Origin of the sequence: Photobacterium sanctipauli (assembly GCF_003026495.1) — a bacterium.
Classification (GTDB): Bacteria; Pseudomonadota; Gammaproteobacteria; order Enterobacterales; family Vibrionaceae; genus Photobacterium; species Photobacterium sanctipauli.
On sequence record NZ_PYMA01000012.1, the window covers coordinates 1 to 25528 of the forward strand.

The following is a 25528-nucleotide window of genomic DNA, read 5'->3' on the forward strand; positions in this document are numbered from 1 at the left end:
GGGTAGTACCGAGTCGCCGTCCTGACATTGCTCGTCTAGGTTTCAAAGCCATTTTTGCTGCGACGCTGGCAAACCTAATGAGCGCAACCATTGCTGGTGTGTTTCTATCTGTGTAGTTGCAGGATAGACCCTTTTAATGGTTCGTGATGTTTTGATCAGGGAACACACAAAAAAACAGAGTGCGCCGCACTCTGTTTTTGTATATCAGCACCATAGTATTAATACCTTGGCACCTAAACTGCGTATAAGACCTAAGGACAAGTTAATCTTAGTAAGATATGATGCGGGAAACTGTCTCACCATTGATATTTTTGAAAAGTAGAAGCTGAAATGAAGTCTGATGTTGATAAGTTATTGAGTAATCACCGTGATCTTGTGCACTCCGAAGGCATGAAGGTGGCCTCGCATACTCAGCGAGAAGACGGTGATTGGGTGCTCCATACTTTGATGTTGGATGGCGTCGATGCGCCGTTTAAGTTTAAACGGCAAAAGAAATATAAAAACCTGAAAGGGGCAAAGGTCAATTTAACCTATTACCCCACTGTTGAGCAGGTTGCAGGCTTTGAAGTCGAAGTCATGAAAGTGGTACGTATTAAGCTGTATTGATATTGAACCTAAGTATAAGTATTTAACTTATTGTTCAAAAGAGCACTTACGGCCTTTTTCGTATCGGATGTTCCGATAATGTGCAGTATGGGTCGTGCGGCTATCAACATCGAATTCACCGGCCCAATTAGAAATTCGGTTATCTGTGGCCCACACGTTAGCCATGATTCTTAGCTTGCTATCGGCTTGTGATGGAATGGCGGTTGCCGCGGTTTTGTTACGCACTTTGTAAACCATTTTGCCATCGATGTACCATTTAATGGCCTTTTTAGTCCACTTGATACCATAGCGGTGGAAGTCTTCAGATGCATCAAAATCCAAGTAGATAAGATGCTCATTACTGTTTTCATAACGATCATCGTTAGTCCAGTAGTTTACCTGTAACAAATTGGTGTTGTTGCCAAGAAATTCAATATCAATTTCATTGTGCATGCCATTGCCGCCTTCTGGCGTATCGTAGGGGCCTGCAAATAAAAAGAACGAGGTGATAACACCTGACTCAGAAATCGGTTTGATTTCAGCTTCAAAACACCCATAACCGTAATATGTGTGGCTTCTAAGTTCGCCGGATCGAAACTCAACATCATTTCCGGCTTCGGGAGCATGCTCTAATGTGATCGCCATGCCTTCAGGACTGTTGACTATGGTTTCGCCTTCCCAGCGACTGTAAAACGGAAAACCATTACTCCATCCGTCAGATTTCCACCAAATAGCATGATTAAATTCGGATAGATCATCATTAAAACTATCTGCTGCCATACTTGTCCCTGAAAATAAACCGACTGCAAGTGCGATAAATGGTTTTACCAAAAACTGCTTTAACATAATGGATTCACTTCTTATTTATTTACCACCAAGGCAGTAATAAAGCTAGCAGTTATTAAATGGCTTTCACCCTCAAAGATGTCTCATATCTAAGATAGATTTCCATTTTGAGAAATACTTTGCAACGATGGCTAATTATTATTTTCAAAATGCAAATTTATTAATGAAATTGTTATTATATCAATGCATTTAATGAGTAATTTGAAATTAATTATTTTTAGGTACAATAAGGGGAATGTAGTTACGATGTTTGAACCAAAGGGAGGCTAAAACTAACGAGTTAGTGTTGATATTAAAGGCGGCGTTAGGCGCATTGTTTTCATAAAGGCCGGTAGGAATAGAACGGTAGGATAGGCTGTTGTTAACAACTTGATTATGTAGAGATTTTGCAAAATCATCGTAAGGGTAAAGCACACTCAGCCCTTGGGCGACCTTGTTACTAAAAACCTGTGGATTCTCAACGGGTTTTCCACCAGGCGAGGTGCTGACCCAGCTACGCCCATAAATAAAGATGTTGTTATAGGAAAACCACGGGGCTTTACTCATCGCATCTTCAGCAAACACCCAAAGTTGATTTTCTTGAGCTGATTTAGTTTTTTGTAATGTAAATAGAGTATCAAGTTGATCCCACCATTCATCTTTGCGTCCAAGCTCTATCGCATTCAACACATAAGGATCGGTAGTAAAATAGGGTAAATTACGCGTATCGATAAAAACAAGCTCATCATCTATTATTTCTGGCGAGATGTTTCTTATTTTATAAGCATCACTAACATCATAACCTGACAGTTGAAAGCCTTGCGCCGCATACTGTAGATAACCAAGCCGCCCTTCTTGGCGGTAGTGTTTCCTCTTACCAGACTTAAGCTCACCATATAACGTCTTATTATTTACCGCGTCTGCGAGTTGCCAAGTCTCTTTGATTGTCTCAATTTGTTCAGAAAATTGTGGCTTGTGTCTTGCGGTTATCTCCAGCCAGATCAGCAAGCGGCCCACATCCAATGCTGACCAACCATTGCCATTTGAACTCGAAGCACTATAACGCCCTGAAGGCAGTCCATCCACCGTACTGTACTCGCGGTTTGGTAGGCGGTCATCATATAAGGGAAGGTTCTCTAAGGTGTCTAATGTAATACTGAGTTTGCTGCTCACTTCTCGGCTTGGGATCATGCCAATCCCCTCTAACGATAAGATAGCAGCGATGGCACTGCCAACATCCCACATAGTGCTGTGATGGTAGCCTTGTACAGAGTCAATAAGCCCGGTTTCTTTATTCCAATTGCGGTCGATGTATTGCTTGGCCTTACTGGCAAGTAAAAGCTCCTTTCGAGTGAGAGGAATGGTCTTGCTTGCGATGGGCAAGACTTGCTTTGTCTGGTTTCCTTTTGCACTGCTGTCATTAGCTGTGTTTCCTTTTGCACTGCTGTCATTAGCTGTGTTTTCTATTGCGTTGTTAGCAGCCTTACTTGCGAGTTCTGTTTTTTTCTCTTTAGCCACTAATTCTTCTTTGGAACGCTCGGGAAGGATCGGCGGTGCAATTGAGCGTCGCTGGAATTCAATTTTTATTGTATTGGTTTGATTGGGGCTTTTTGTGACAGCCCTACTACCATAGAAACTCGGAGAATCATCTTCTTCAGTGGGACTTGGCTGCTCTAGGGCAGAGAGACTTGGTGCTTCTAACGTAGCGTAAACAGGTAAAGCAGCAACAGCACCACTTATTAGTAAGAACTGTAAACCTTGTTTTAAAAGTGAATGGCGAATCCCTTTTGCCATTGTTACTCCCTGCTGCTAGGAAACACCAATATAATTCAATCAATTATAAGTGATTAGTTTTATATAAGGTTAATCATTATTTTAATAACAACCAAAATTGTGACTGAATTCAACACGAGTAGAAACTAAAACTGTGACTTGCTTCTTGATTTCATAAACTAATGAAATTTATTAACTAATTTGCACCCATGTCTTTTTTTTCGTCATCTTAGCCTATAATTCATATACCACTAGTAGCTTATGGGGCGAGACTTTGCTCAAGGACAGATTAAGCCATGCCATGAAGGCATGTAAAAGGGATTTGCTTTTCGTTGCTGTATTCAGTTTGGCAATCAACTTTTTGGTTTTAACGTTACCGATATACAGTTTGCAGCTGTTTGATCGTGTATTGGGCAGCTCTAGCTTAGACACTTTGATGGCTTTGTTTGTTGTGGCAATAGGTTTGTTAACGGCCCAAGCTGTTATTGAGCATGTCAGAACACTCTTGCTACAGCGCTCTGGCCTAAAGCTGGATGTGGCATTAAGTGCTGATCTATTAGCAGATAGTATTCGACGATCTTCCAAGCTCAATCGAATCGAAAAACAAGGATTGCAAGACTTAACCGAGCTGCGTCAGTTTTTGGTGACACCGTCAACTTCGGCGATTTTTGATATACCGTGGGTGCCACTGTTCTTGCTTATCCTGTTTATCCTTCATCCGTACATCGGCGCAGTCGCGATGATCGGTTGTGCGATTTTTTGTGTATTAGCAGTACTAATGATGCTAACCGTGCGTAAGCCTACCGAAGAAGCGCAAGAGCTGGGCATCAAGACCAGCATGGAGCTGAACGACTTCTTACGAAATGCCCCTACGCTTAGAGCGATGGGCATGGCTGACAGCGTAGGTAATCTTTGGAATAAGCGTAATTTCCGGCTGCTAGATTTACAGTGGAAGCTGAACGCTAAAACCGGTCAACTATTGGCGGTGAGCCGCTATTTCCGAGCTATTTTACAAGCCATTATTTTAACCGTCGGTGTTGCTTTGGTGCTGCAAAACGAACTAGGCGCCGGGGCGATCATTGCCAGCTCGATCATCATGGCACGGGTCTTATCGCCTTTTGAGCAGGCCGTAAGTGGCTGGAAAAGCTGGTTCAGTGCGTTCCAAGCTTATCGTCGCTTGAAACAATACGATAACGCTCAATTGGCTGAACCGCAGACAGAGTTGCCTGAGCCCCGGGGAGAATTATTGCTCCATAACGTTGGCTTGAGATTTAACACCCATAGCCAACCAGTATTGCAAAATATCAGCTTTAAGCTGGGAGCGGGTAATGCACTGGCCATTATGGGCAATAGTGGCTCAGGAAAATCAACATTGGCCGCCTTGATCATGGGGATCCACAAACCCAGTATGGGATCGATAAAGATTGACGGCGCGGCTATCGATCTTTGGCCTGAAGAACAATTTGGTAAGCATATCGGTTACTTACCGCAAGAAGTTGGATTGCTGGCCGGTACTGTTGCAGAAAATATCTGCCGTTTTTCCGGTGCGCCCGCGGAAGATATCGTTCATGCGGCAAGGCTTGCTTGTATCCATGAGTTAATTATTTCGTTGCCACAAGGATATGACACTTATCTTGGTGAGGGTGGGGTACAGCTTTCTGGTGGTCAGAAACAGCGGATTGGTTTGGCTAGGGCCATCTTTTCTAACCCGAGCGTGTTGGTGTTGGATGAACCGAACTCCAACCTCGACCCTGAAGGTGAAGTGGCCTTGGCGATTGTGCTGCAGTATTGCAAAGAGAATAAAATCACTGTGGTGATGATTAGCCACCGTCCAGGTTTCTTGCGGCAAATGGACTGGGTCGTGGTGTTAAAAGAAGGAAAAATTGAAAAAGCAGGTACTTGCGACAAGTTCCTAGGGGCAATGTCAGAAGTTGATGCAATGGGCAATACCGGCCAGCCAGTTGAGAGTTCATCGCCACAATCTTCGCAGGTTAAGCAAGGAGCAAAGCATGGATAACTCACGGTTTAGCACTCGCAACATTATCCTTTTCGGCTGCTTTTTTATTGCTATGACCGTTGGGGGCTTTTTTGTGTGGTCGACAACGGCTGAACTGAGTTCGGCATCGATTGCCCAAGGTACGCTGGTTGTTGAATCCCAGCGTAAGAAAGTGCAGCACTTGCAAGGCGGGTGGGTAAAAGCCATTTATGTTCATGAAGGGCAGCACGTAAAAGCGGGCGATATACTTATTGAGCTTGCTAACAGCAAAGCTGAATCTGACTTTAGGCGACTATTGCTGCGCTCTGCCTCATTGCAAGCACAACATGACCGCATTAATACCGAGCTAGGCGGTGGCAAGCAGATTAATTGGTCACTGCAAGATCTAGCAATATACGATCAAGTGGATTCGGCAGAATTAAACAACATTCTTAATACTCAGCAATTGCAGTTCCAACAGTCATTGCTGAGGCAGGATTTACGCAATGGTCAATATAACCAACGCAAAGTACTTCTTGAGGAACAATTACGTGGCACCAGGTTTCAGCTAAAGGCTATTTCTCGTCAATTGGATCTTGTGACCCAAGAGATCACAATGACATCCGGTTTATTAGAGAAAGGCTTTGTATCGAAAACGCGCATGTTGGAGTTGCAGCGCCACCAAGCCGGAATTGAGGCCCAGGCAGCGGAGTTGAGTGCTGAATCTGAAGTATTGAATAAACAACTGTTGTCGCTTGAGCAGGAATTTAAAACCGAGTTGGTGGAGCAGGAGCAGCAACTTTCCAATGAGTTGGCCGCGGTAGAAAAAGAATGGCGTGATGTTAGCCAATCGCTGAAAGCGGCTCGAGATGTGCGTGCTCGCGTTACCATTCGCAGTGAGCATAACGGCACCGTAGTGGGTTTAAATGTTCATAGCATTGGTGGTGTCATTAATGCGGGCGATGTGATCATGGAAATTGTCCCCGATAGTGACGAGCTAATAGTTGAAGCCTTGGTTAAGCCAGAAGACATTGACGTGGTTCATGATGGGCTTGAAGCAAAAGTACGCTTAAGTGCCTACAACGTAAGGCGTACACCACCAGTTAACGGTGAAGTGATTCACGTAGCAGCAGATAGGTTGCAAACCCAGTCTAAAGATCAGCCAACCGGGTATTTGGTGAAGGTAAGGTTGAGTGTTGATGAGGTGGCGGCGCTAGGGGATATTGAGCTATATCCTGGGATGCCAACAGAGGTCTTTATCCTGTTAGAAGAGCAGACGCTTTGGGACTATTTTACCGCACCACTGTTCAATTCTTATTATCGCGCATTCAGAGAGTCTTAAATTTGGAGTCGTTAAAATGGAATTTAATATCTTTTTTTGGTTTTGTTTCTATTTGGTTTTCTTCTGTATCTCTGTTGCCATTGGTTATCAAAAAGGAAATCTAATAGCTGGTGTCCTATTGGGGTATGTACTTGGTCCTGTTGGCGCCTTGTTGATGTACATGAGCAAAGACAGGAAGCACATTGAATGTCCTGAATGTCATCAATCTATTCATAAGAATTCTTATTATTGTCCTAAGTGCCAGCATAAGGTGCGATTGAAGACGGCGCAGTAGTTAGGGGGAAGCAGGGTATGGCAGGTAAAAGAAGGCAGCGTCAGCAAAATCGTCAAGAGCAGCGTCAGGCGCAGTTTAAAACGGGGTTGGAACAGAACAGTCTACAGGTGCAGTCGCCGCTCAGTGATGGTGTGCTGTTGCTCCCGAAAAGAAAAGTACAATCAATTGGTGCAGTCATCACCGTTGCCTTTGGGGTATTGGTGTTCTCCTTGGCTTGGCAAGATCATAAACATGACCAAGCGATTCTTTCAAAAAAAGTACAGTTGGAAGAGCAGCAGTTGGTCATCGATGAACTGGATGATAGGCTGCTGGCATTTGATGAAAAGTATGAGTCACTTAAGAAAGAAATAAGTTCGGGGAGTATGCTAGCCGCAGATAAGAATAATGAGATTGCGTTGTTAAAAGAGGAGCTAAGGCGAACCAGACGTGCATTAAACAATAAATCGAATCAGTTGGTCGCTTACAAGAAAAACTACCAATCTGAGTTAAATCGTGAACTTGCAACTGAGCGTGAAACACTGGCTACTGTTCAATCACAATTAGAAAGTAAGCTTGCCGTGGTTCAGCAGCAAGAAGAAGAAGTGAATGCGAAAATTTCCGATGTTGATGAATGGGAGAAAAAGCGTGCCGAGTTCGATAAGCTTTATGCAAACTCTGCGTTAGAAGCTCAGAACGAAGAGCGGGTAAACGAGTTGATGGGGCAGTTTAACCAACTCCGTGTTGACCTTGATGTCATTAATGAGTGCGACAAAGATTACTTGTACCGCTATAACGAGGCTAAGAGCTTGCTGAATAATATTCGTACCTTTATTCAGAAGTATGAAATGGAGCAAGACTTTTACTTTTACGTCATTTCAAATGACAGCCTGATTAGCGCGCAGAACCGAAAGCTTTGCTTGACTGACTAGCTAAAAGCTAAAAACATAATGTCACTCTGCAATCTAATCCCGGGAAAATGAGCTAGATAATTTATCTAGCTCATTTTTTATTGCTATTCATTAAGTGCTAAGTGCTAAGTGCTAAGTGCTAAGTGCTAAGTGCTAAGTGCTGTTATCTAATAAGGAAGCCGTGTGCCAAATTTGTTAGCTTTCGGGTGTAGTAATACTTTAGCTACAAATAGGTATAGAGCGGGGGGGGAGTAACAACAGCAAGTAGCGTGAGGTTACCAGGGCTCGGCAACAAAAAGCCCAGACCGAAGTCTGGGCTAACTACACTTCATGAGACTAGGTAGTATTTAGATATCAGTACCATTGAAGCTGATTTCATCGCTGTTGTTATCACTCCATACCGTGACTTCTTTACCTTCATTGTTGGTGAAGGTATAGCCCTGCAGCGATGCCGTATCAATGTTGCTGGCTTCGTAGGCCTCACGCAATTCGGCAGACATTTCAGGGGCGTCTTGTGCCATTTCCCAACCGTAACCTTCCAGATCCAGCTTGCCAGCACCGGTACAAACGAATTGTCCGTTGCCTTCTTCTGCGGTGTCATTGGCAAGGATCTTATCTAAGCCAACTTTCAGCTCTGCATCTGTGGCGTTAACCACAACGGCTTCAAGCTCTTGGTAGGCGGTAGCTGTCATATCAATGATTTGACCATCAGCATCGCTACCAATCTCTAGTCGGTCGAAGCCTGCGCCACCACTGAAATGAACGGTAGAACCATCGGTACCATTGATGTCATCAGTATCAAAGATCAAGATGTCGTTACCGCTACCGGCAAAGATTTGGTCGACACCCTCACCACCATCAAGGGTATCATTGCCTTCCTGGCCGAACAGCAGGTCAGAACCTGAGCCGCCATCAAGGTTATCGTTACCGATACCACCATCCAGGTTGTCGTCGTTGTTGCCACCAAGCAGGGTATCGTCACCTTCAGCGCCACTAAGGGTATCGTTACCTGAACCACCGTCTAGTCGGTCATTACCTTCTGCGCCAAATAGGGTGTCAGCACCACCGTCACCATAGAGTTTGTCGTCGCCAGTTTCACCAAATAAGGTATCGTTATTACCGCCACCTTTCAGGGTATCGTTGCCTTCACCGCCGTAAAGCGTATCGTTGCCGCCGTCACCTTTGATGAAGTCATTACCTTCTTGGCCAAGCAACAAGTCATCACCAGAGCCACCGTACATGGAGTCATTATCGGCGCCACCTTCAAGGTTATCGTTACCAGACTCACCGTACAGCTTGTCTGCGCCAGCACCGCCTTTGATGATGTCATCGCCGCTGCCAGCTCGGATGGTGTCGTTACCTTCACCACCGTCGATATTATCGCTGCCGTTTTCGGTAGTAATGTTATCGTTGCCAAGGCCACCAAGTACGGTGTTGTCGCCGTTGCCGGTCGTGATCTTATCGTTACCATCACCTGCATCGATATAGTTCTGGCCGTCACCTACAGTGATGGTGTCAGCGCCAGCGCCTGCAGTAATGACATTGTTACCGTCGCCAGCGGATACGGTGTTAGTACCATCGCCCGTGATAATGGTGTCGTTGCCGTCACCGGTGGTGATATTGTCGTTACCACTACCTGCGGTCACCGTGTTGTCACCATCACCAGCAGACACGGTATTGTTACCTTCAGTAATATCGATGGTGTCGTTGCCGCTACCCGTGGTAATGCTATCGTTACCCGCACCCGCGGTAATTTGGTTATGGCCATCGCCAGCTTTGATGGTGTCATTACCGTCGCCGCCGTCAATAATGTCATGACCTGCGCCGGTAGTAATGTTGTCGGTACCACTGCCTGTCGTCACGGTGTTGTTACCGTCACCTAGGCTAACCGTGTTATCACCACTTAAGTCGTTGACTGTGTTGTTGCCATCTGCTGCTACGATGCTGTCGTTTCCTAGGCCGCCGTCGATGATGTTATCGCCAGCGCCGGCATCGATAGTATCGTCACCTTCGTTGCCTTGGATATTGTCATCGCCAGCAAACGTCTCGATTTTATCGTTGCCAGTACCGCCATCAACGGTATCAGCACCAGTGCCACCATAAATGGTATCGGCACCTGCACCGCCATCAAGGGTATTGGTACCCGCCGTGCCATGCAGCTCATCGTCGCCCTCACCACCAGAAAGTGAGTCGTTACCTTCACCTGCAAACAGCTTATCGTTGCCGATACCACCTGTGATTGTGTCATTGCCTTCGCCGCCGACTAACGTATCGTCGCCTTCGGCTCCTGCCATGGTGTCGTTGCCTTCACCACCTTCGATAAGGTCATTACCCGCGCCACCATCTAGGTTGTCGTTGCCGCCTGCCCCGTAAAGGGTATCATCGCCAGCACCTGCAACTGCGGTGTCTTTTCCAGCACCGCCATACAGGGTGTTGGTACCTTCACCTAGGTCAATGGTATTGTTGCCTGCTTCGCCATAGACAACATCATCGCCTGAGCCTGCTGTCACCGTATCGTTACCATCGCCTGCGTAAAGAATGTTGTTACCTTCACCGCCGGAGATCGTATCGTTGTCGGCGCCACCATAAAGGGTGTCAGCTGCATCGCTTCCGATAAGGGTATCGTCACCTTCACCACCGTAAATCTGATGGCTACCACCGGCTGCGGCAATCAGGGTATCGTCACCACCTTCACCCAGTACGGTATCTGTACCGTCATCGGCAATTAAATCGTTACCTTCACCCCCGGCGAGGTAGTCGGCACCCGCACCACCCATCAAGTTATCGTTACCGGCACCGCCAAACACCGTATCGTCGCCTTCACCTGCGTTGATGGTGTCATTACCTGCGCCAGCATCAATGTGGTCAGTACCCACACCGGTACTGATGTTATCGGCTCCGTCTCCGGAAAAGACTTGGTCGTCACCCTCGCTGGTTGAGATAGTGTCTGCATTGATACCACCGTAGACGGTATCGTTGCCTTCACCTGTTTCGATTTGGTTGGCACCCGACTCACCGTAGACAGTATCGTCACCGTCACCGGTATCAATGATGTCATCACCCGCGCCAGCATAGACGGTATCGTTACCTGCGTTGGCAGTGATGGTATCGTTGCCTGTACCACCGCCAAGGATATCGTCCTCATCACCACTGATCAGGATATCGTTGCCATCTTCACCATACAGTTGAGAAACACCTGTACCGCCATCAAGAGTATCGTTACCCGTGCCACCAATCAGCACATCTTCACCAGCACCACCGGAGATGACATCATCACCAGCATCACCCAGAATAACGTCGTTACCTTCACCCGCAGTGATAGTATCGTCGCCACTACCAGCTTCGACATAGTCGTTGCCTGTGCCAGTATCGACCGTGTCATTACCGTCACCGGCCAGTACCGTGTCGTTTCCGGTGCCAGTGGTAATGTCATCTTCATCTATACCACCATAAACGGTGTCGTCGCCTTCACCCGTATTGATGGTGTTTTTACCCGCGTCACCAAATACGGTGTCATTACCTGTGCCTGAATCGATAACATCATCGCCTTCACCAGCGAAAATGGTATCGTCACCGGCATTTGAAGTGATGGTGTCGTTACCCGTACCACCACTCAATAAATCGCTTTCGTCACTACTGATGAGGGTATCGTTACCTGCATCGCCGTAGAGTTCAGAAATGCCTTCGCCGCCGTCGAGTAAGTCGTTGCCTGCACCACCTGCGATGATGTCTTTGCCTTCTTCACCGTAGAGTTTGTCATCACCCGTGCCACCAACTAGGGTATCGTCGCCAGTGCCACCAGTGACAGTATCATCCCCAGTACCGGCAAGTAGGATGTCATTACCTTCACCACCGCTCATGGTGTCGTCGCCAGCGGCCCCCTCAAGGGTGTCATTACCTTTGTTGCCGATCAGGACATCATTGTCTTTTCCGCCATGCAGGTAGTCGTTTTCGTCGGAGCCGGTAAGGGTGTCTTCACCCTGGCCGCCGTATAGAATAGAGGAGTTGGCTCCGGCATTGATGGTATCGTTGCCGTCTTCACCGAATAGTTCATTGTTACCAGAAACGCCCTCGATAACATCGTCGCCAGCACCTGCGTATACTTGGTCGTTGCCGCTACCCGCATTAATGGTATCGTTGCCCGCACCAGTAAAGACTTGGTCGTCACCCGCACCGGCTTGGATGTCGTCGACACCTTCGCCAGAGAAAATTTGATCATTACCAGCGCCAGCTGTCACTGTGTTGTCACCGTCGCCGGCATAAGCGATGTTGTGGCCTTCACCCAGATCAATGGTGTCATCGCCAGACTCACTGTATACGGTGTCGTTATCAGCGCCTGTAGCGATCTGATTGTTACCAGCGCCAGCGTAGACAGTATCGTGGCCATCACCAGTATCAATGGTGTCATCACCCATATCGGTGTAAACGGTATCGTCACCCGTACCCGCGGTCACCGTATTGTTACCTGTTTCACCAAAGATAGTATCGTGACCAGCACCACCATCGATGATGTCGTTACCGTCTCCAGCGAAGACAAAGTCATCACCATCGCCCGCACTGATGACGTCATCCCCTTCATTGGCGTGAAGGTTATCGCTGCCTTCTCCGCCATCAAGTACGTCATTGCCTTCACCACCGAACAGGGTATCGTGGCCTGTGCCCCCTGTTAGTCGGTCATTACCGAGGCCACCGTAGACTTCGTCGTCACCTGCGCCCCCGTCCACAATATCATCGCCGACTTCACCCAAGACCTGATCGTTACCTTCACCGCCGAGGATAGTATCGTTACCATCACCACCAAGTACGAGATCATTGTCAGCGCCGCCGTCAAGGGTGTCGTTACCGTCGCCGCCCATGATGAAGTCTTCACCCGCACCACCGGCAATCTGGTCATCACCGGCGTCACCGTGGATTTCATCTTTACCTTCGCCACCGGTCGCAATGTCGTTGCCTAAACCACCAAACAGCTTGTCATCGCCAGTGCCGCCAGAAAGAATATCGTTGCCATCATCACCGACAAGAATATCGGCACCCGCACCACCTTCTAGTCGATCGTCACCCAGCTCACCGAGTAGTAGGTCATCGCCGTCGCCACCGTAAATGGTGTCATTCCCGTCACTACCAAGCAGGGTATCGGCACCTTCGTCGCCATGAAGGACATCATCACCACTACCGCCGATAATGACGTCATCACCTTCGCCGCCATGGAGGGTATCGTCGTTGATGTCACCATCTAGGAAGTCGTTGCCTTCACCGCCGAAGATGGTGTCTGAGCCTTGCTGGCCGAAAATCGTGTCATCACCTTCACCACCAGTAATGGTATCGTCGTAAATGTTATTGGCGATGATTTCAACAGAGTCGATGTCAGTGATTGGGTTGTTATCACCATCAACAAGGTTGAAGGCTATCAGTTCATCACCGCTAAATTTTTCGTTGGTGTAGGTATAATCAAGTGAGAGTGAACCGTCTTCTTCAACGGTAGCGGGAACAGTGTCAATGACAGTGCCATTGCTGTCGACGAGTTCGACGAACACCGCATCGTAGGCATTCGTGGTAGTAAACTTGGCATTGATAGAACCCGTATTGTCAACCAAGTAGTTGCCAAGGCGAACACTGTGGGTAACTTCTTCTGCTTCCTCTGCAGGCGCGGAATATTCATAAACAGATTGCGCGTTACCCCAGCTGTCGTCTGGTGCCGGTTCGGCTGGTGGTTCTTCACCGTATTGAACATCACCGAAAATGGTATCGTTGCCGGCATTTCCGTCGAGCTTATCGCTGCCTTCACCGCCAACGACAAAATCATCACCGCCTTTCGCTTCAACTTCATCACTACCTGATAAAACATCAATGCTATCGTCGTTGTCCGTGCCAGTGACTTTATCGTTGTACTTTGTTCCTTCCATAATGAACCTCACTTGGTGTTAGCATCCGATATGTGTTTAGTGTTACTAAGCATATAGGCATATAGTGTGCCTAAATTTAAATCGTGTTAACGAAGGTGGAGTTAAGGTCCTGATTTGAAAATCAAAAAATAATTAAAACCTAACTTTTTACAACCCTTATGCAACTTGATTTATAACTATCTAAATCAAGAATAGACGGATTAATAGACATTGCTATATGGTTTTTTGCAATTTGCATCATCATTTTGCAAAAGTGCTCGAGAGGAGAGGGGCATACCGGGTTTTTATTGATAAATCAGAAAGAAAACGAATAAGCGATGGTAATGGAGCCGTCTTTTAACCGTCCTGTGCCTTCACCTCGCTCAGATGGGTGCCAGCGGTTACCAGAGTAGTTGTTATATTGGATGGTTATGGTACCAGGGCGCCAGTCGAAATAACCGAAGCCATAGGTGAAATCAGGGTTCCAAGGTTGTTTTTGGCTACTGTCAAAATAGTAGAAGGCTGTGCCGTTCACATACCAGTTACCGACGATGGAGTATTTACACCCTAAACTGAGGGTTTGGTGCCCCTTCATATAGGAGGTGGTGGCAAGGTCGAAATACTCGGGGGTATAGTTGTAATCAACCTGGCAGCCGATTGCACCTTCATCGGTAAACGACAGCCAGTCGACAAAAGGTTCACCAACCGGAAACTTCCAGCCCAAAGACCATGTTCCCTGATTAAAATTAGTGACAGGTTGTTCGTCTGTTGCCTTAAATCGGTTCCCACCATAGTTGGCGTACATTAGGCTAAACGTATATGGCCGCCAGTCGCTATAGCCAAAGACATAGGTGAAATCGGGGTTCCATGGTTGCTGTTGATCGGAATCGTAATAGTAGTAGAGCGTACCAGAGACAAACCAGTTACCCAAGATCGTGTATTTTAGCGAAAGGGTGGTAGTAATGTTGTTGTTTGTCGGGCCATTGGTTGCGTTGGCTGGAATATTGGCGGCAGCGGTTTCAAGCAGTGGATAGCCTAAGCCAAGGTTACCACTTAACCCGTCAAGAAAAGAGGTATCCTCTTTTTCTGCCCACTCCTCAAAAGGAAGTGAGAATGAACTAGATACCCCTTTCCATATCAAGTCCGTTTCAGTTTCTTCTTCGTCGTCAGCATCAAAAACCCGAATTTTGCTTGGGTCGGTCAGGTTTGGCGATTGAGGATCAGGCGCACGTTTGCGTGACTCAGTAAGGTACTCACTGGCCAAGCTAGATGTTGATGTTATGACGCTAATTAAAACCAATACTCGATAGAGCATATGACATCCATATCAGGCCAATTCAGAAGATCAATGAGTTACGTGAAAATTTGTGGCACGTTATACATCCGTGAATTCCAAAGTCGGCGAAAAAATACTGACCTTCCTATCAGTAACATAAGTGACTGATAAAATTGGAAATTTGATATCAGCAGGCCATCATGGCCTTGTACCATTTACTAACAATATCCTGATCTTTTTGCAATCATTTGTTGTGCAAATATATGCCTAATTCATTGTTTGCGTGTTGAATTTTTGATGCTACGAACAAATTATGACTATTTTTTTGTGACTACTTGTAAATGTTACTAGACTGTTGAGTATAAGGGAGTTGTTGTATATGAACTAGTGGGATGCTAACGTTATGTGCAACTTGATGATTATTTGCTGTAAATATAAGCGGAAGGGTGTTTCAGAATGAAGAATATCCTGTTAGTGGATGATAACAGAACCATGCTGCTTTTTATGGAGAAGATGCTTTCCAAAAGAGGTTATGAAATTACCACAGCAAGTGATGGAGCCCAAGCTTTACAGATTTTAGAACAACGTCCAGATATTCAGTTTGTATTGAGTGACTGGATGATGCCGGAAATGGACGGCATCGAGCTTTGTCATCGCGTAAAATCGGCTGATTATTCGCGCTATTTATTTTTCGTTCTGCTATCAGGTAAGGATGATCAACAATCAATAATTAGTGGCATTAATGCTGGTGCTGATGATTTTGTAGTTAAAGATACCCATGTTGATGAATTGGTGGCCCGCATAAAGGCAGGCTTTCGAACCCTCGCACTGCACAATGAAATAACTAACAAGAATAACCAACTCGATAATGCCTACGCCACAATGAAGAAAGATTTAGAGTCGGCAGGGGATTTATTAAAACGTTTATTACCCACTGAGAATAAACTGTCGGGTGTTGAATTAAGTTATGTATCAATACCAAGTGCCCAAATAGGCGGGGATATGCTGGGCTACATGCAGCTTGACGAAGACAATGTGGGCTTTTACTTGCTCGATGTTGCCGGGCATGGGGTGTCTTCAGCGTTAATGTCTTTTTCCGTTCAGCAAAGTATCACGGTGAACTCAGATAAAGGGTCAATTATAAAATCATCAATACCTGAGCCTCCTTACTATCGATTAAATGAGCCTCATGAAGTGCTCAAGCAATTAAATGATTTATATCTCAGCGATGATCAGAACCTGCTTTATTTCACCATGGCCTATGCCAAATTAAATATCAAAACGGGCAAGCTGGCTTTTTCTATCGCGGGACACCCACCGCTGGTGTGGTTACATAGTAAAACCGGTGAGGCCGAATTTATTGGTCAAGATAGCTTTGTTGTCGGCGCCTTTGACTTTGTTGACTATGAGAGTGCTTATCTTCAATTAGAGCCAGGCGACAAAATTTGGATTTACTCAGATGGAATTACTGAGGCAGAAAAAGGAACAGCTCAGTTTTCGGAAGAAGGATTTAAAAATGCGGTGGTTGAGTTAAAAGACCACCCAACAACCGTGCAAACGGAATTGCTCGTAAACAGAGTAAGAGACTGGCAGCAGGCCGTACAATTTGATGATGACGTCAGTGTGCTTGTTGTGGAATGGACCGGTTATCCAAAAGGGGAAGAACCATGCAATACGAGATTATCAACCAAGGTCAATGCACAATTCTTCAAATAAAAGAAGAACGTTTTGATGCGAAGTTAGCGCCAAGTTTTCGTAGTGAGCTTGAGCAGTTATCTGAGTCAATTGGCACACATCTAGTAATGGATTTATCAGAAGTACGTTTTATGGATAGCAGTGGTCTTGGTGCTGTGATGGCTGTCTACAAAATGCTTCGTGGTAAGAAAATCAGTGTGGTAAATCCACAGCGTGCAGTCAAAGAGCTTTTAAAGCTTACTCGCATGGATAAGCTGATCACCAGCTTTGATTCCATCGAAGATGCTGTTGCAACTGTTGCGTAAAGGAGTCTCTGATGAAAGGAATGATCCTTGCGGCAGGGAAGGGGACAAGGGTTAAACCCATTACCCATACCATACCAAAGCCGATGATCCCAATTTTAGGCAAGCCTGTGATGGAATCGATGATTCAACTATTTGCATCACATGGCATTGATAAAATTGTCGTGAATACGAGCCATTTAGCTGAGGTCATCGAAAACTATTTCAGTGATGGTCACCACTTTAATGTTCAACTTTCATATTCTTATGAAGGTGAAATGGTGGATGGCAAGTTCGTGAGTAAGGCTTTGGGCTCTGCTGGCGGTATGCGAAAAATCCAAGACTTCTCGGGATTTTTTAATGAAACCTTCGTCGTAGTTTGTGGTGATGCTTGGATCGATCTTGATTTGACTGAAGCGGTGCGACGCCACAAAGAGCGTGGTGGTATCGCGACCATTGTGACTCGCGAAGTGGATATTGATGAAGTTAACAAATACGGTGTTGTCGTGACTGACTCTCACGGCAAAGTCACCAGTTTTCAAGAAAAACCAGCCAAAGAAGAAGCACTATCGACTCAGATAAATACGGGTATCTATATTTTTGAGCCGGCCATTTTCGACTTTATACCGGAAGGCCAAGAGTATGATATTGGTAGTGAACTGTTCCCGCGCCTGGTGGAAGAGAATATCAACTTCTATGCAACCAGTATGGAATTCCAGTGGCTAGATGTCGGTAATATTAGTGATATCTGGACGGTGACCAGCGATATTCTTCATGGCAAAGTGCCCGGTTATCCGATCCCTGGTACTCAGGTAAAGCCTGGTGTATGGGTGGGCATTAACACCGTGTTTGACTATAACCAGTGTGAAGTGACTCCGCCTGTGATTATCAGCAGTGGTTGTGAGGTTCAAAGTGGCTCTGTGATTGAAGGACCGGTTGTTATCGGTGCTAACTGTAAAGTCGAAACCGGTGCTGTCGTTAAACAAAGCCTTGTCAGTGATTATATTCATGTTGCTGCCAATGCGTTTGTCGAGAATAAAACGGTCTTTGGTGATTACTTCATCAGTCATGATGGCTTTACCCAATCACTGGCTGAGCTGGATGCCGTGCATATGCTCAAAGATAGGCGTCAAGTCCAACCTATTGTTGGCTCAATTGGTAGCATTCCGGCTTATGTTTCTTCCTCCAAAGCGAGTTTAGAGGAAAAAATATTAACTAAGTAATAGGGGCTGCCTGATGGAAATGACAACCGAACGTTTTAGCAAGCAGTATAATAGTTCACCTGAAGTATCTCGCTTAATTGCGGATGATATGCAACGTTATTTAAATGATCATGCTGTGACTCAGGATGTTATCGACCAAGTAGAGTTGTGCTTAGTTGAAGTAGTCAATAATGCTTATGAGCATGCATATCAATATTCTGATCAATGTCCTATCGAATTCTCGTGTTTTTTTAATGCAGAGCAGGAGTTAGTGATAGAAGTATCAGACTATGGACAGTCGATGACACAAGACGAATTTAGCCGCGCGATTAAAGGGGAATTTATTGAACCGGATCCTGACGATCCGGAAACATGGACCACATCTGGGCGAGGGTTTATTATTGTTGTCCAGCTTACTGATGATCTTGAATATACAACATCCGGAAAGAAGAATACGTTTAAGTTTTTAAAGCGGGCTGAAAGTTAGTAAATTAAACGAAGGGAAATATGAGAATAATATTATTATTGACGTTATTCTCATTATCTTCTTGTGCGTTAAATTCCCATAAGAGTGAATGGACTATTCAAACTCAATCTTTAGATGGAACATGGCGACTTGAGATAATTGATGAAGAACAAGGACGTTCTGACATTCATGATGTCACTGTACCGGGAAACTGGCAGTCTTCGGGAATTGAACATGCTGGTGTAGGTTATTACAGTCGCAGTTTTAGTATTGACAATAAACACATTAAATCGCGTTATTGGATAAAGTTTGATGCAGTAGATTATGAATCTGCTGTGAGTGTAAATGGTAAACTGCTTAATCGACAAACTGGCTATTTTATTCCCCTCGAAACAGAAATTAGTCACGTCATCAGTGAAGGCGATAACGATCTTAATGTATGGGTCAACAGCCCTGACGAACCATTGGTTCAAGATTGGTCGCTACACAAATCACTCGTTAAAGGTGTACTAAACCATCACGACACTCGTCCTGGAGGCGCTTGGTCTGATCGTGGACAAGATATGAACTCAGGCGGGATCTGGGGGAGTGTCAATTTACGTGAAACAGGGCCAATCGCGATTACTCAGTTGAAAGCCTTGCCTACAGTAATTGACGCAGCTAACAGAACGACGGGGGGGCAAGTTTCGTTATCCCTTGATAGCCGATTAACTCAGTCTGTTGTTGTTGAATTATCTTTGACGTTGAATGGGGAAAAAACAGCAGAAAGTTATCGTTATGAACGTCAGGTTAAATACGGTAAGCAGGATTTAATTATCCACTTACCTCAAACCACAAGGAAGCTATGGTGGCCTTGGGATTGGGGCAAGCCAAATTTATATCAACTAGAAGCCAGGGTTTTATTGGATGGCCATGCTTCAGATGTTGCAATAGACACAATAGGTTTTCGTAAGGTACAGCTGGATGAGCAAGCTAAACGCTTCTATATCAATGACAAGCCCTATTTTATCCGTGGAACCAACTATATCGCCAGCCAGTGGCTAGGCGAAGTCACATCTCAGGATTACCAAGACGATCTCGCCTTGATGCGCGAAGCAAATATCAATAGTGTTCGCGTGCATGCCCATGTGGCGGGTCAGTCGTTTTATGATGCTGCTGATAAGGCGGGCATTATTGTTTGGCAAGACTTCCCATTGCAGTGGGGGTATAGCGATGATCCTGTTTTCATTGCAGAGGCATCGCGCCAAGCGCATGCGATGACCGAACTGCTTTATAATCATCCATCGATAGCATTTTGGTGTGGTCATAATGAACCCCCGTGGGATGCAACCTGGATGCAATATAAATACGAGAGCTATCGCCCTGAACAAAACCTTACTCTGACAGAAAATGTGTATCAGCAGCTACAAAAAGCACAGGATGGACGCGTTGTTCGTAAAGCCTCTTATACCTATGAGCATCCATGGCTGGGCTGGTACTCAGGCCACTTTACCGATTATGCCACTTATCAGCCGTCAATGATCGTGAGTGAGTTTGGTGCTCAGGCTATGCCTAGTTGGGCGATAATCGAGGATATCGTTGAAGATGTTAGGCAATGGCCGTTGAGCTCCGAAACAATAGCTGAGTTGCAGTACCATAACTACCAACCACATGAAACATTGAAACTTGCTGCTGTGCAACAAGGTGAATCTCTGTCACACTTTTGGACAAATTCTCAGGAATATCAAAGGGTAGTCACGAAATTTGCGGCCGAACATCTAAGATTAAATAAAGATGAAGGTGTCGCAGCTATCTACCAATTTATGTTTGTAGACAGTTGGCCTTCTATTACATGGTCTGTGATGGATGTCGGACGAGACGCTAAGCCTGGTTATGATGCGCTGAAAAAAGCATACCAACCCGTATTAGCAGTAGTTCAGTTGGATAAGAAACGCTTGAGTCCTGAATTTTCTCTCACAATCATTAATGACACTTTGCAAGCATTTGATGGCGCCAAAATTATCGTATCGAATGCTTACAATGATGATGAATGGGTATTTGAAAACATCTTAATACCGTCAAACACCAAAATAAAAGTGGTTGAAAGTGAGTTAATTGCTGGTTTGTCTGAGTATCTAATTATTCAAATCTTAGATAAACAAGGAAACCTGATAAGCAGCAACCAGTATCAACCTAAAGATTTTAAAGGCTAGGTAATTATGACAAGGATGTTGGCTATAATCTGTGGCGTTTTAGCCTCGGGTGCATTACAGGCTGAAACCATCGCCGTGAACCAATTGGGTTATTTCCCAACAGGCGATAAGCATGCCTATATTATGTCGAGCAACATCAAAACAGTCGCTTTGCACTCGTTGGAAACAGGCAAGGATGTACTTGAATTAGATGTTGTTGATACCACCACATTGCCCGATGAAAGGTCGCTAGGAAAAATTAAATTCTCAGATTTTTCTCAACCGGGTTGGTACCAACTCACTAACGGTGATTTTCAATCTGTCCCATTTTTGATTGCCTCGGATGCGTATCGAGACCTCAATCAGCGTTTGGTGCACGCTTTATATTTGCAGCGTTCAGGTGTTGCAGTGAATGATACGTCGACAGGTATGCGTCGCCCTGAGAGTCATATGGCGGATGGCTTGATATTCCGTTCGGATAGTTTCCATAAGCAGGGGGCATTCCTGGATGTAACAGGCGGTTGGTATGACGCGGGTGATTTCGGTAAATATGTGGCTACAACGACGATAACAGTTGCCCGTTTACTTGAAGCCTACCGTCAATCACCAACATTGTATTCGTCTGGCGATACCATGCCAGCGGTGTTGCAAGAAGCTGTCTACGGGTTGGATTGGCTGCTCAAAATGCAGCGAGAAGACGGCGCTGTTTACCGCAAAGTGTCAGGTTCGAAATGGCCAGCGAAAATCGGCCCATGGCAAGATTTACAAACTCGTTATATTTATGGGGTCAGCTCACCAGAGACCGGAAAATTTGCAGGTGTCATGGCATTTGCCTCTCGTATTTTAGCGCCTTACGACGCGCAATTAGCTCGCCAGTACTTGAAGGCGTCAATTCATGCTGCCAATTACTTAGAATTACAGCCTGAGCAATACATTGACTGGCAGGCGGGTGATGACAGCGGCTCTGGGCCTTATGTTAAAAATAAAATTGATATCGAAGACTCGTTAGAAACTGATGCCGATGACCGTTTATGGGCATTTGCCGAGCTTTATATCACGACAGGTCAGAGTAAGTACCTAGACCTCTTCAAGCAAAATTACGATCCGAAATGGATTGATATTTTTGAATGGAAAAACCCAGCCTTAATGGGAGTTTGGCACCTGATCCTTGAAGAGCAGGGCGAGTTTCGAGATACGCTAGCAAAAGATTTGCAAGTGGTGGCGGATCGCTATGTCGCGCAAGCAAAATCGTCACCATTCCAGATTGCTAACCAACGATTTATTTGGGGATCGAACAAGATGACAGCTGAGGCTGGCATTTTGGTGGCATGGTCAGACTTCGCTAATGCGGATAAAGCGAATCGTACTACGGTGCAAGCCCAAATTGATTACCTACTCGGTGCGAATGCATTTGATATGAGCTTTGTTACCCAGAGTGGTACATATGCGGTTCGTAACCTACATCACCTTTATCAAATCGGCACAGGTGTGAGCTTACCTGGCTTCATGGTCGGAGGCCCTAATGAACTCGCTCAGGCGGGTGTTGCCCCGAAAAATATGGGCATGCTCAGTTATGTCGATAGTAATAAGTCTTATGCGGTAAATGAGTTTGCAATTGACTACAACGCGAGCCTAATCGGCTTGCTTGCGGTGCATAAAGCGTACTTTAACTAATAATAACCGGAGTTAAAGAAATGGATTTTTATTTTAAGGAGTTTGAGCATCGTAAGCCGCCCGAGCCGGTGCCTCACAGCATTCCGAGGGAGTTGCTATATCAGTATCTGGCAACCTGTAACCTCACCCTTGGTATTTGGTACTTATGGTGGCGATGGACGTATGCCCTAAACTACGACGCGATGTGGTTTTCATTCCCGTTAGTTTTTGCCGAGTCGTGTGCGTTTATTGGTTCGGTGTTGTTTACATTTAACCTATGGAAAACCAAAGACGAGCCGAAGCGTCCGCCGCCGCATACCATCGATGAGTGTGTGGGAGAGGGGAGCCCTGAAAGCGGTGAACAGCGACCAATCAGCATTGATGTGTTCTTTCCTTCCTACGATGAGGAGCCGGAACTGGTTCGCTTGAGTATCGAAGATGCACAGAAGATCCGGTATCCCCATGATATTGACATCAAGATCTTTATTCTTGATGACGGTAAGCGACCGGCTATGAAGGCCTTGGCTGAAGAAATGGGCGTGGAATACATTACCCGTGAGAGCAATATTGGTTTCAAAGCGGGTAACTTACGTAATGCACTAGAGCAGACGTATGGTGACTTCATAGTTATTTGTGATGCAGATACCCGTCCTTTCCCATCAATTCTAGAAAACACCATGGGCTATTTCCGAGACCCTGATGTGGCTTGGGTTCAGACGCCACAGTGGTTCTTTGATCTTCCTGCGGGTGAGCGTTTACCAAAATGGTTGAATCGCAAGGTAGGTAAAATCGGTGCCATGTTTGGTCGTGGTGTTGAGAAGGTATACGGCCCAGTCACTCTCGGTGAAGACCCGTATGTTAACGATCCGCAAATGTTCTATGACGTTATCCAGCGCCGCCGTAACTGGGTAAACGCATCGTTTTGTTGTGGCGCAGGTTCGATTCACCGCCGTGAAGCAGTAATGGAAGCGGCTCTTCGTAGTTACAGTGAGCAGATCAGCAAAGAACATCGCGAAGTCGAGAAGCAGATCCGTAAGATCACTAAAGAAAAACGGGTTGATCAGGATGTGTCAGATAACTTGCGTCAGGAAATTATCTTCGACACAGAATTTACCCCGTATAAATTCCACGTATCGGAAGATATCTACACATCCATTGTTTTGCACTCAGATACTGAGCGTAATTGGCGTTCGGTTCAGCACCCTGAGGTAGAAAGTAAGATGCTATCGCCGCAGGATCTGCAAACATGGACCGTACAGCGCTTTAAATATTCGGGTGGTTCCATTGATATTTTCATGAATGATAACCCGTTGTTTAGAAAGGGTATGAACTGGAAGCAAAAAATGATGTATGGCGCGAGCTTCTGGTCAAATCTCTCGGCCATCTGGAACATCATTTTCTTGTTATGTCCAATAGTCTATTTCTTCACCAGTATTGCGCCGGTGAGTGCCTATGATGTGACGTTCTATTTGCACTTTATTCCATTTGTACTGACTGCGGAATTGGCAATGATGGTCGGTACATGGGGGGTTGCTGGCTATAAGGGTAAAACCAACTTCTTGTCTTTTTTCCCGGTCAATATGCGGGCACTTTGGACTGTATTGCGAGGCCGCAAGATCAGCTTCCCGACCACGCCAAAAGAGCGACAAGACGGAACATTTGGCCAGCTAGTGTATCCGCAAAAAATAGTCTTCGGCCTTAGCCTAATCAGTATGGTTTTCGCGTGGGTTTGTTATTTCACCGGTGCGTTTGGTAACTATTCATTGGGTGGGCTTATTTTTAATAGCTTCTGGACCATTAATAACATGATGGCGATGTGGGGAATGATCGCAGCCGCTTACTGGACACCGCCGCCAGCAGACGAAGAGCAGGAACAGCAGGAATCTGAGGAATTAGAATATGGAATTTAAACAAGCATTTGTTAATGCCCGGCACCATGTTGTGTTTTTATTGGGGCTATTCACTGCTCTTGTCATCGCTTTTAGTATCGAAACGCGTGATTACGGGCGTATTTTAGGCAACATTACCTTTGAGTCCACGGAAGAAATTCCGGTAAGGGAAAGCCGTGTACTAAGCGAAGAAGAGTTTGTCTGGGCCAATACCGCATGGGTGTATTTTGAAAATAACTACCAAGAAAATACGGGGTTGGTGAACTCGGTAGATGGTTACCCATCAACCACCATGTGGGACACCGCTTCTTACCTGATGGGGTTGCTTGCGGCTCAAAAGCTTAATGTGATCAGTAATGCGGAGTTCGAGCTTCGAATGGAAAAAGCGTTACACACATTAGCACGTATTCCATTGATTGACGGTAAGTTACCTAACAAAGCCTATAACACACAAACCCTTGAAATGGTGGACTATTCCAACAAACCGGTAGAAAACGGCATTGGTTGGTCGGCCATCGATATCGGCCGTATTTTGGTCCCGCTTAATATCATGGTTTGGCAGTACCCTGAATTTAATAAACACGTCAACGATGTGCTTAACCACTGGGACGTGAGCGTGATGATTAAAGATGGTTATCTATATGGTTCTCGACCAGCTGCTGATGGCGAAGGCATGGAGTTGGTGCAAGAAGGTCGTATTGGTTATGAAGAATATGCCTCAAAAGCCATGTCATTGATGGGACGTGACGTATTCAACGCCATGAAATACATCGATTACCTTGAGCTGGTGGAAATTGATGGTGTGGACATCCCAACCGACTTGCGAGACCCAGCCAAATACCACGCACATAACTATGTGGTAAGCGAATCATACATCTTGGACAGCCTAGAGTTTGGTGCTGATAGTGTGTCAAAAATCTTTGCTCACCGTGTCTACAAGGCACAAGAAAATCGTTATGAGCGCACAGGTATCTTAACGGCAGTCAGTGAGGATAACGTCGATGAAGCACCTTACTTCGTCTACAACACGGTGTTCTCTGACGGTAAAGAATGGAATGCTATCTCGGATCAGGGGGATGATGCTTCGCATTTAAAAACCCTGTCGACTAAAGCCGCATTTGGTTGGTATGCACTTTATGATACACCTTATACAGACCTGCTAATTGAGGATGCACAAGAGCTGTTCTCTGATGAAAAGGGCTGGTATTCAGGTCGTTATGAAATAGATGGTCGAGTAAACAAAGCAATTACAGCAAACACCAATGGGATTGTTCTGGAGTCTTTGGCTTATATCGAAAACGGAGCACTGTTGAGTGTTGGCGCGAAGTAAACCGCAACTATGATAGGGAGTG

General features: G+C 45.6%; 17 protein-coding genes. 13 read left to right on the plus strand and 4 right to left on the minus strand.

Annotated features, from left to right (window positions below; genetic code table 11):
• Both C9I98_RS17245 and C9I98_RS17250 read left to right on the plus strand, forming a co-directional pair.
• The coding region (locus tag C9I98_RS17245; RefSeq protein WP_146153886.1) for a nucleoside transporter C-terminal domain-containing protein at nt 1–116 on the plus strand (116 nt) is incomplete at its 5' end.
• 214 nt (nt 117–330) lie between these two features.
• Complete coding sequence (locus C9I98_RS17250) at nt 331–606, plus strand: hypothetical protein (protein ID WP_036829202.1); 276 nt, start codon at nt 331–333, stop codon at nt 604–606.
• Between the two features lie 27 nt (nt 607–633).
• On the opposite strand, the gene C9I98_RS17255 is transcribed toward C9I98_RS17250, so the two are convergent.
• Both C9I98_RS17255 and C9I98_RS17260 read right to left on the minus strand, forming a co-directional pair.
• Complete coding sequence (locus C9I98_RS17255; RefSeq protein ID WP_051902572.1) at nt 634–1431, minus strand: family 16 glycosylhydrolase; 798 nt, start codon at nt 1429–1431, stop codon at nt 634–636.
• A 207-nt stretch (nt 1432–1638) separates the two neighbouring features.
• Complete coding sequence (locus C9I98_RS17260; RefSeq protein WP_107272257.1) at nt 1639–3204, minus strand: DUF3131 domain-containing protein; 1566 nt, start codon at nt 3202–3204, stop codon at nt 1639–1641.
• Nucleotides 3205–3484: 280 nt separating this feature from the next.
• On the opposite strand from C9I98_RS17260, the gene C9I98_RS17265 reads away from it, so the two are divergent.
• The 3 genes from C9I98_RS17265 (at nt 3485) to C9I98_RS17280 (ending at nt 7682) form a co-directional block, all read left to right on the plus strand.
• Nucleotides 3485–5200, plus strand: coding sequence for a type I secretion system permease/ATPase (locus C9I98_RS17265; protein WP_051902326.1), 1716 nt, complete (start codon nt 3485–3487; stop codon nt 5198–5200).
• Nucleotides 5193–6500: an HlyD family type I secretion periplasmic adaptor subunit gene (locus tag C9I98_RS17270; protein WP_036826543.1), complete on the plus strand. Its 1308-nt coding sequence runs from the start codon at nt 5193–5195 to the stop codon at nt 6498–6500. The genes C9I98_RS17265 and C9I98_RS17270 overlap by 8 nt, the downstream gene beginning before the upstream one ends.
• A 291-nt stretch (nt 6501–6791) precedes the next feature.
• Nucleotides 6792–7682, plus strand: coding sequence for a coiled-coil domain-containing protein (locus C9I98_RS17280; protein WP_036826538.1), 891 nt, complete (start codon nt 6792–6794; stop codon nt 7680–7682).
• Nucleotides 7683–8008: 326 nt separating this feature from the next.
• On the opposite strand, the gene C9I98_RS17285 is transcribed toward C9I98_RS17280, so the two are convergent.
• Complete coding sequence (locus C9I98_RS17285; protein ID WP_107272258.1) at nt 8009–13564, minus strand: beta strand repeat-containing protein; 5556 nt, start codon at nt 13562–13564, stop codon at nt 8009–8011.
• 295 nt (nt 13565–13859) lie between these two features.
• Entirely contained in the window at nt 13860–14858 is a 999-nt protein-coding gene (locus C9I98_RS17290) for a hypothetical protein (RefSeq protein ID WP_170111224.1), read from the minus strand.
• Between the two features lie 417 nt (nt 14859–15275).
• Between C9I98_RS17290 and C9I98_RS17295 the strand changes: the two genes are divergently transcribed.
• From C9I98_RS17295 to C9I98_RS17330, 8 genes are read left to right on the plus strand one after another with little or no spacing between them, the layout of a single operon-like run.
• Complete coding sequence (locus C9I98_RS17295) at nt 15276–16535, plus strand: PP2C family protein-serine/threonine phosphatase (RefSeq protein ID WP_107272259.1); 1260 nt, start codon at nt 15276–15278, stop codon at nt 16533–16535.
• Nucleotides 16487–16819: an STAS domain-containing protein gene (locus tag C9I98_RS17300; RefSeq protein ID WP_036821469.1), complete on the plus strand. Its 333-nt coding sequence runs from the start codon at nt 16487–16489 to the stop codon at nt 16817–16819. Before C9I98_RS17295 ends, C9I98_RS17300 begins: the two co-directional genes overlap by 49 nt.
• Nucleotides 16820–16830: 11 nt before the next feature.
• Nucleotides 16831–18018 (plus strand): nucleotidyltransferase family protein, encoded by a 1188-nt coding sequence (locus C9I98_RS17305; protein WP_051902139.1) that lies wholly within the window; start codon nt 16831–16833, stop codon nt 18016–18018.
• Between the two features lie 13 nt (nt 18019–18031).
• A complete protein-coding gene (locus tag C9I98_RS17310) occupies nt 18032–18484 on the plus strand; it encodes an ATP-binding protein (RefSeq protein ID WP_051902138.1) in 453 nt (150 codons plus the stop codon).
• A 20-nt stretch (nt 18485–18504) separates the two neighbouring features.
• Nucleotides 18505–20655, plus strand: a complete 2151-nt coding sequence (locus C9I98_RS17315) for a glycoside hydrolase family 2 protein (protein WP_107272260.1) — start codon at nt 18505–18507, stop codon at nt 20653–20655.
• A 15-nt stretch (nt 20656–20670) separates the two neighbouring features.
• Nucleotides 20671–22308 (plus strand): glycoside hydrolase family 9 protein, encoded by a 1638-nt coding sequence (locus C9I98_RS17320; protein ID WP_051902213.1) that lies wholly within the window; start codon nt 20671–20673, stop codon nt 22306–22308.
• 20 nt (nt 22309–22328) lie between these two features.
• Nucleotides 22329–24197: a glycosyltransferase family 2 protein gene (locus C9I98_RS17325; protein ID WP_107272261.1), complete on the plus strand. Its 1869-nt coding sequence runs from the start codon at nt 22329–22331 to the stop codon at nt 24195–24197.
• On the plus strand, nt 24187–25506 hold the full coding sequence (locus C9I98_RS17330) for a DUF3131 domain-containing protein (protein ID WP_107272262.1): 1320 nt from the start codon (nt 24187–24189) through the stop codon (nt 25504–25506). The genes C9I98_RS17325 and C9I98_RS17330 overlap by 11 nt, the downstream gene beginning before the upstream one ends.
• Nucleotides 25507–25528: the final 22 nt, after the last annotated feature.

Bases quoted from the DNA above. Each gene is read 5' to 3' on its own strand.
- C9I98_RS17250 (WP_036829202.1), top strand. From the start codon at position 331: ATGAAGTCTGATGTTGATAAGTTATTGAGTAATCACCGTGATCTTGTG.
- C9I98_RS17255 (WP_051902572.1), bottom strand. From the start codon at position 1,431: ATGTTAAAGCAGTTTTTGGTAAAACCATTTATCGCACTTGCAGTCGGT.
- C9I98_RS17260 (WP_107272257.1), bottom strand. From the start codon at position 3,204: ATGGCAAAAGGGATTCGCCATTCACTTTTAAAACAAGGTTTACAGTTC.
- C9I98_RS17265 (WP_051902326.1), top strand. From the start codon at position 3,485: ATGAAGGCATGTAAAAGGGATTTGCTTTTCGTTGCTGTATTCAGTTTG.
- C9I98_RS17270 (WP_036826543.1), top strand. From the start codon at position 5,193: ATGGATAACTCACGGTTTAGCACTCGCAACATTATCCTTTTCGGCTGC.
- C9I98_RS17280 (WP_036826538.1), top strand. From the start codon at position 6,792: ATGGCAGGTAAAAGAAGGCAGCGTCAGCAAAATCGTCAAGAGCAGCGT.
- C9I98_RS17285 (WP_107272258.1), bottom strand. From the start codon at position 13,564: ATGGAAGGAACAAAGTACAACGATAAAGTCACTGGCACGGACAACGAC.
- C9I98_RS17290 (WP_170111224.1), bottom strand. From the start codon at position 14,858: ATGCTCTATCGAGTATTGGTTTTAATTAGCGTCATAACATCAACATCT.
- C9I98_RS17295 (WP_107272259.1), top strand. From the start codon at position 15,276: ATGAAGAATATCCTGTTAGTGGATGATAACAGAACCATGCTGCTTTTT.
- C9I98_RS17300 (WP_036821469.1), top strand. From the start codon at position 16,487: ATGCAATACGAGATTATCAACCAAGGTCAATGCACAATTCTTCAAATA.
- C9I98_RS17305 (WP_051902139.1), top strand. From the start codon at position 16,831: ATGAAAGGAATGATCCTTGCGGCAGGGAAGGGGACAAGGGTTAAACCC.
- C9I98_RS17310 (WP_051902138.1), top strand. From the start codon at position 18,032: ATGGAAATGACAACCGAACGTTTTAGCAAGCAGTATAATAGTTCACCT.
- C9I98_RS17315 (WP_107272260.1), top strand. From the start codon at position 18,505: ATGAGAATAATATTATTATTGACGTTATTCTCATTATCTTCTTGTGCG.
- C9I98_RS17320 (WP_051902213.1), top strand. From the start codon at position 20,671: ATGTTGGCTATAATCTGTGGCGTTTTAGCCTCGGGTGCATTACAGGCT.
- C9I98_RS17325 (WP_107272261.1), top strand. From the start codon at position 22,329: ATGGATTTTTATTTTAAGGAGTTTGAGCATCGTAAGCCGCCCGAGCCG.
- C9I98_RS17330 (WP_107272262.1), top strand. From the start codon at position 24,187: ATGGAATTTAAACAAGCATTTGTTAATGCCCGGCACCATGTTGTGTTT.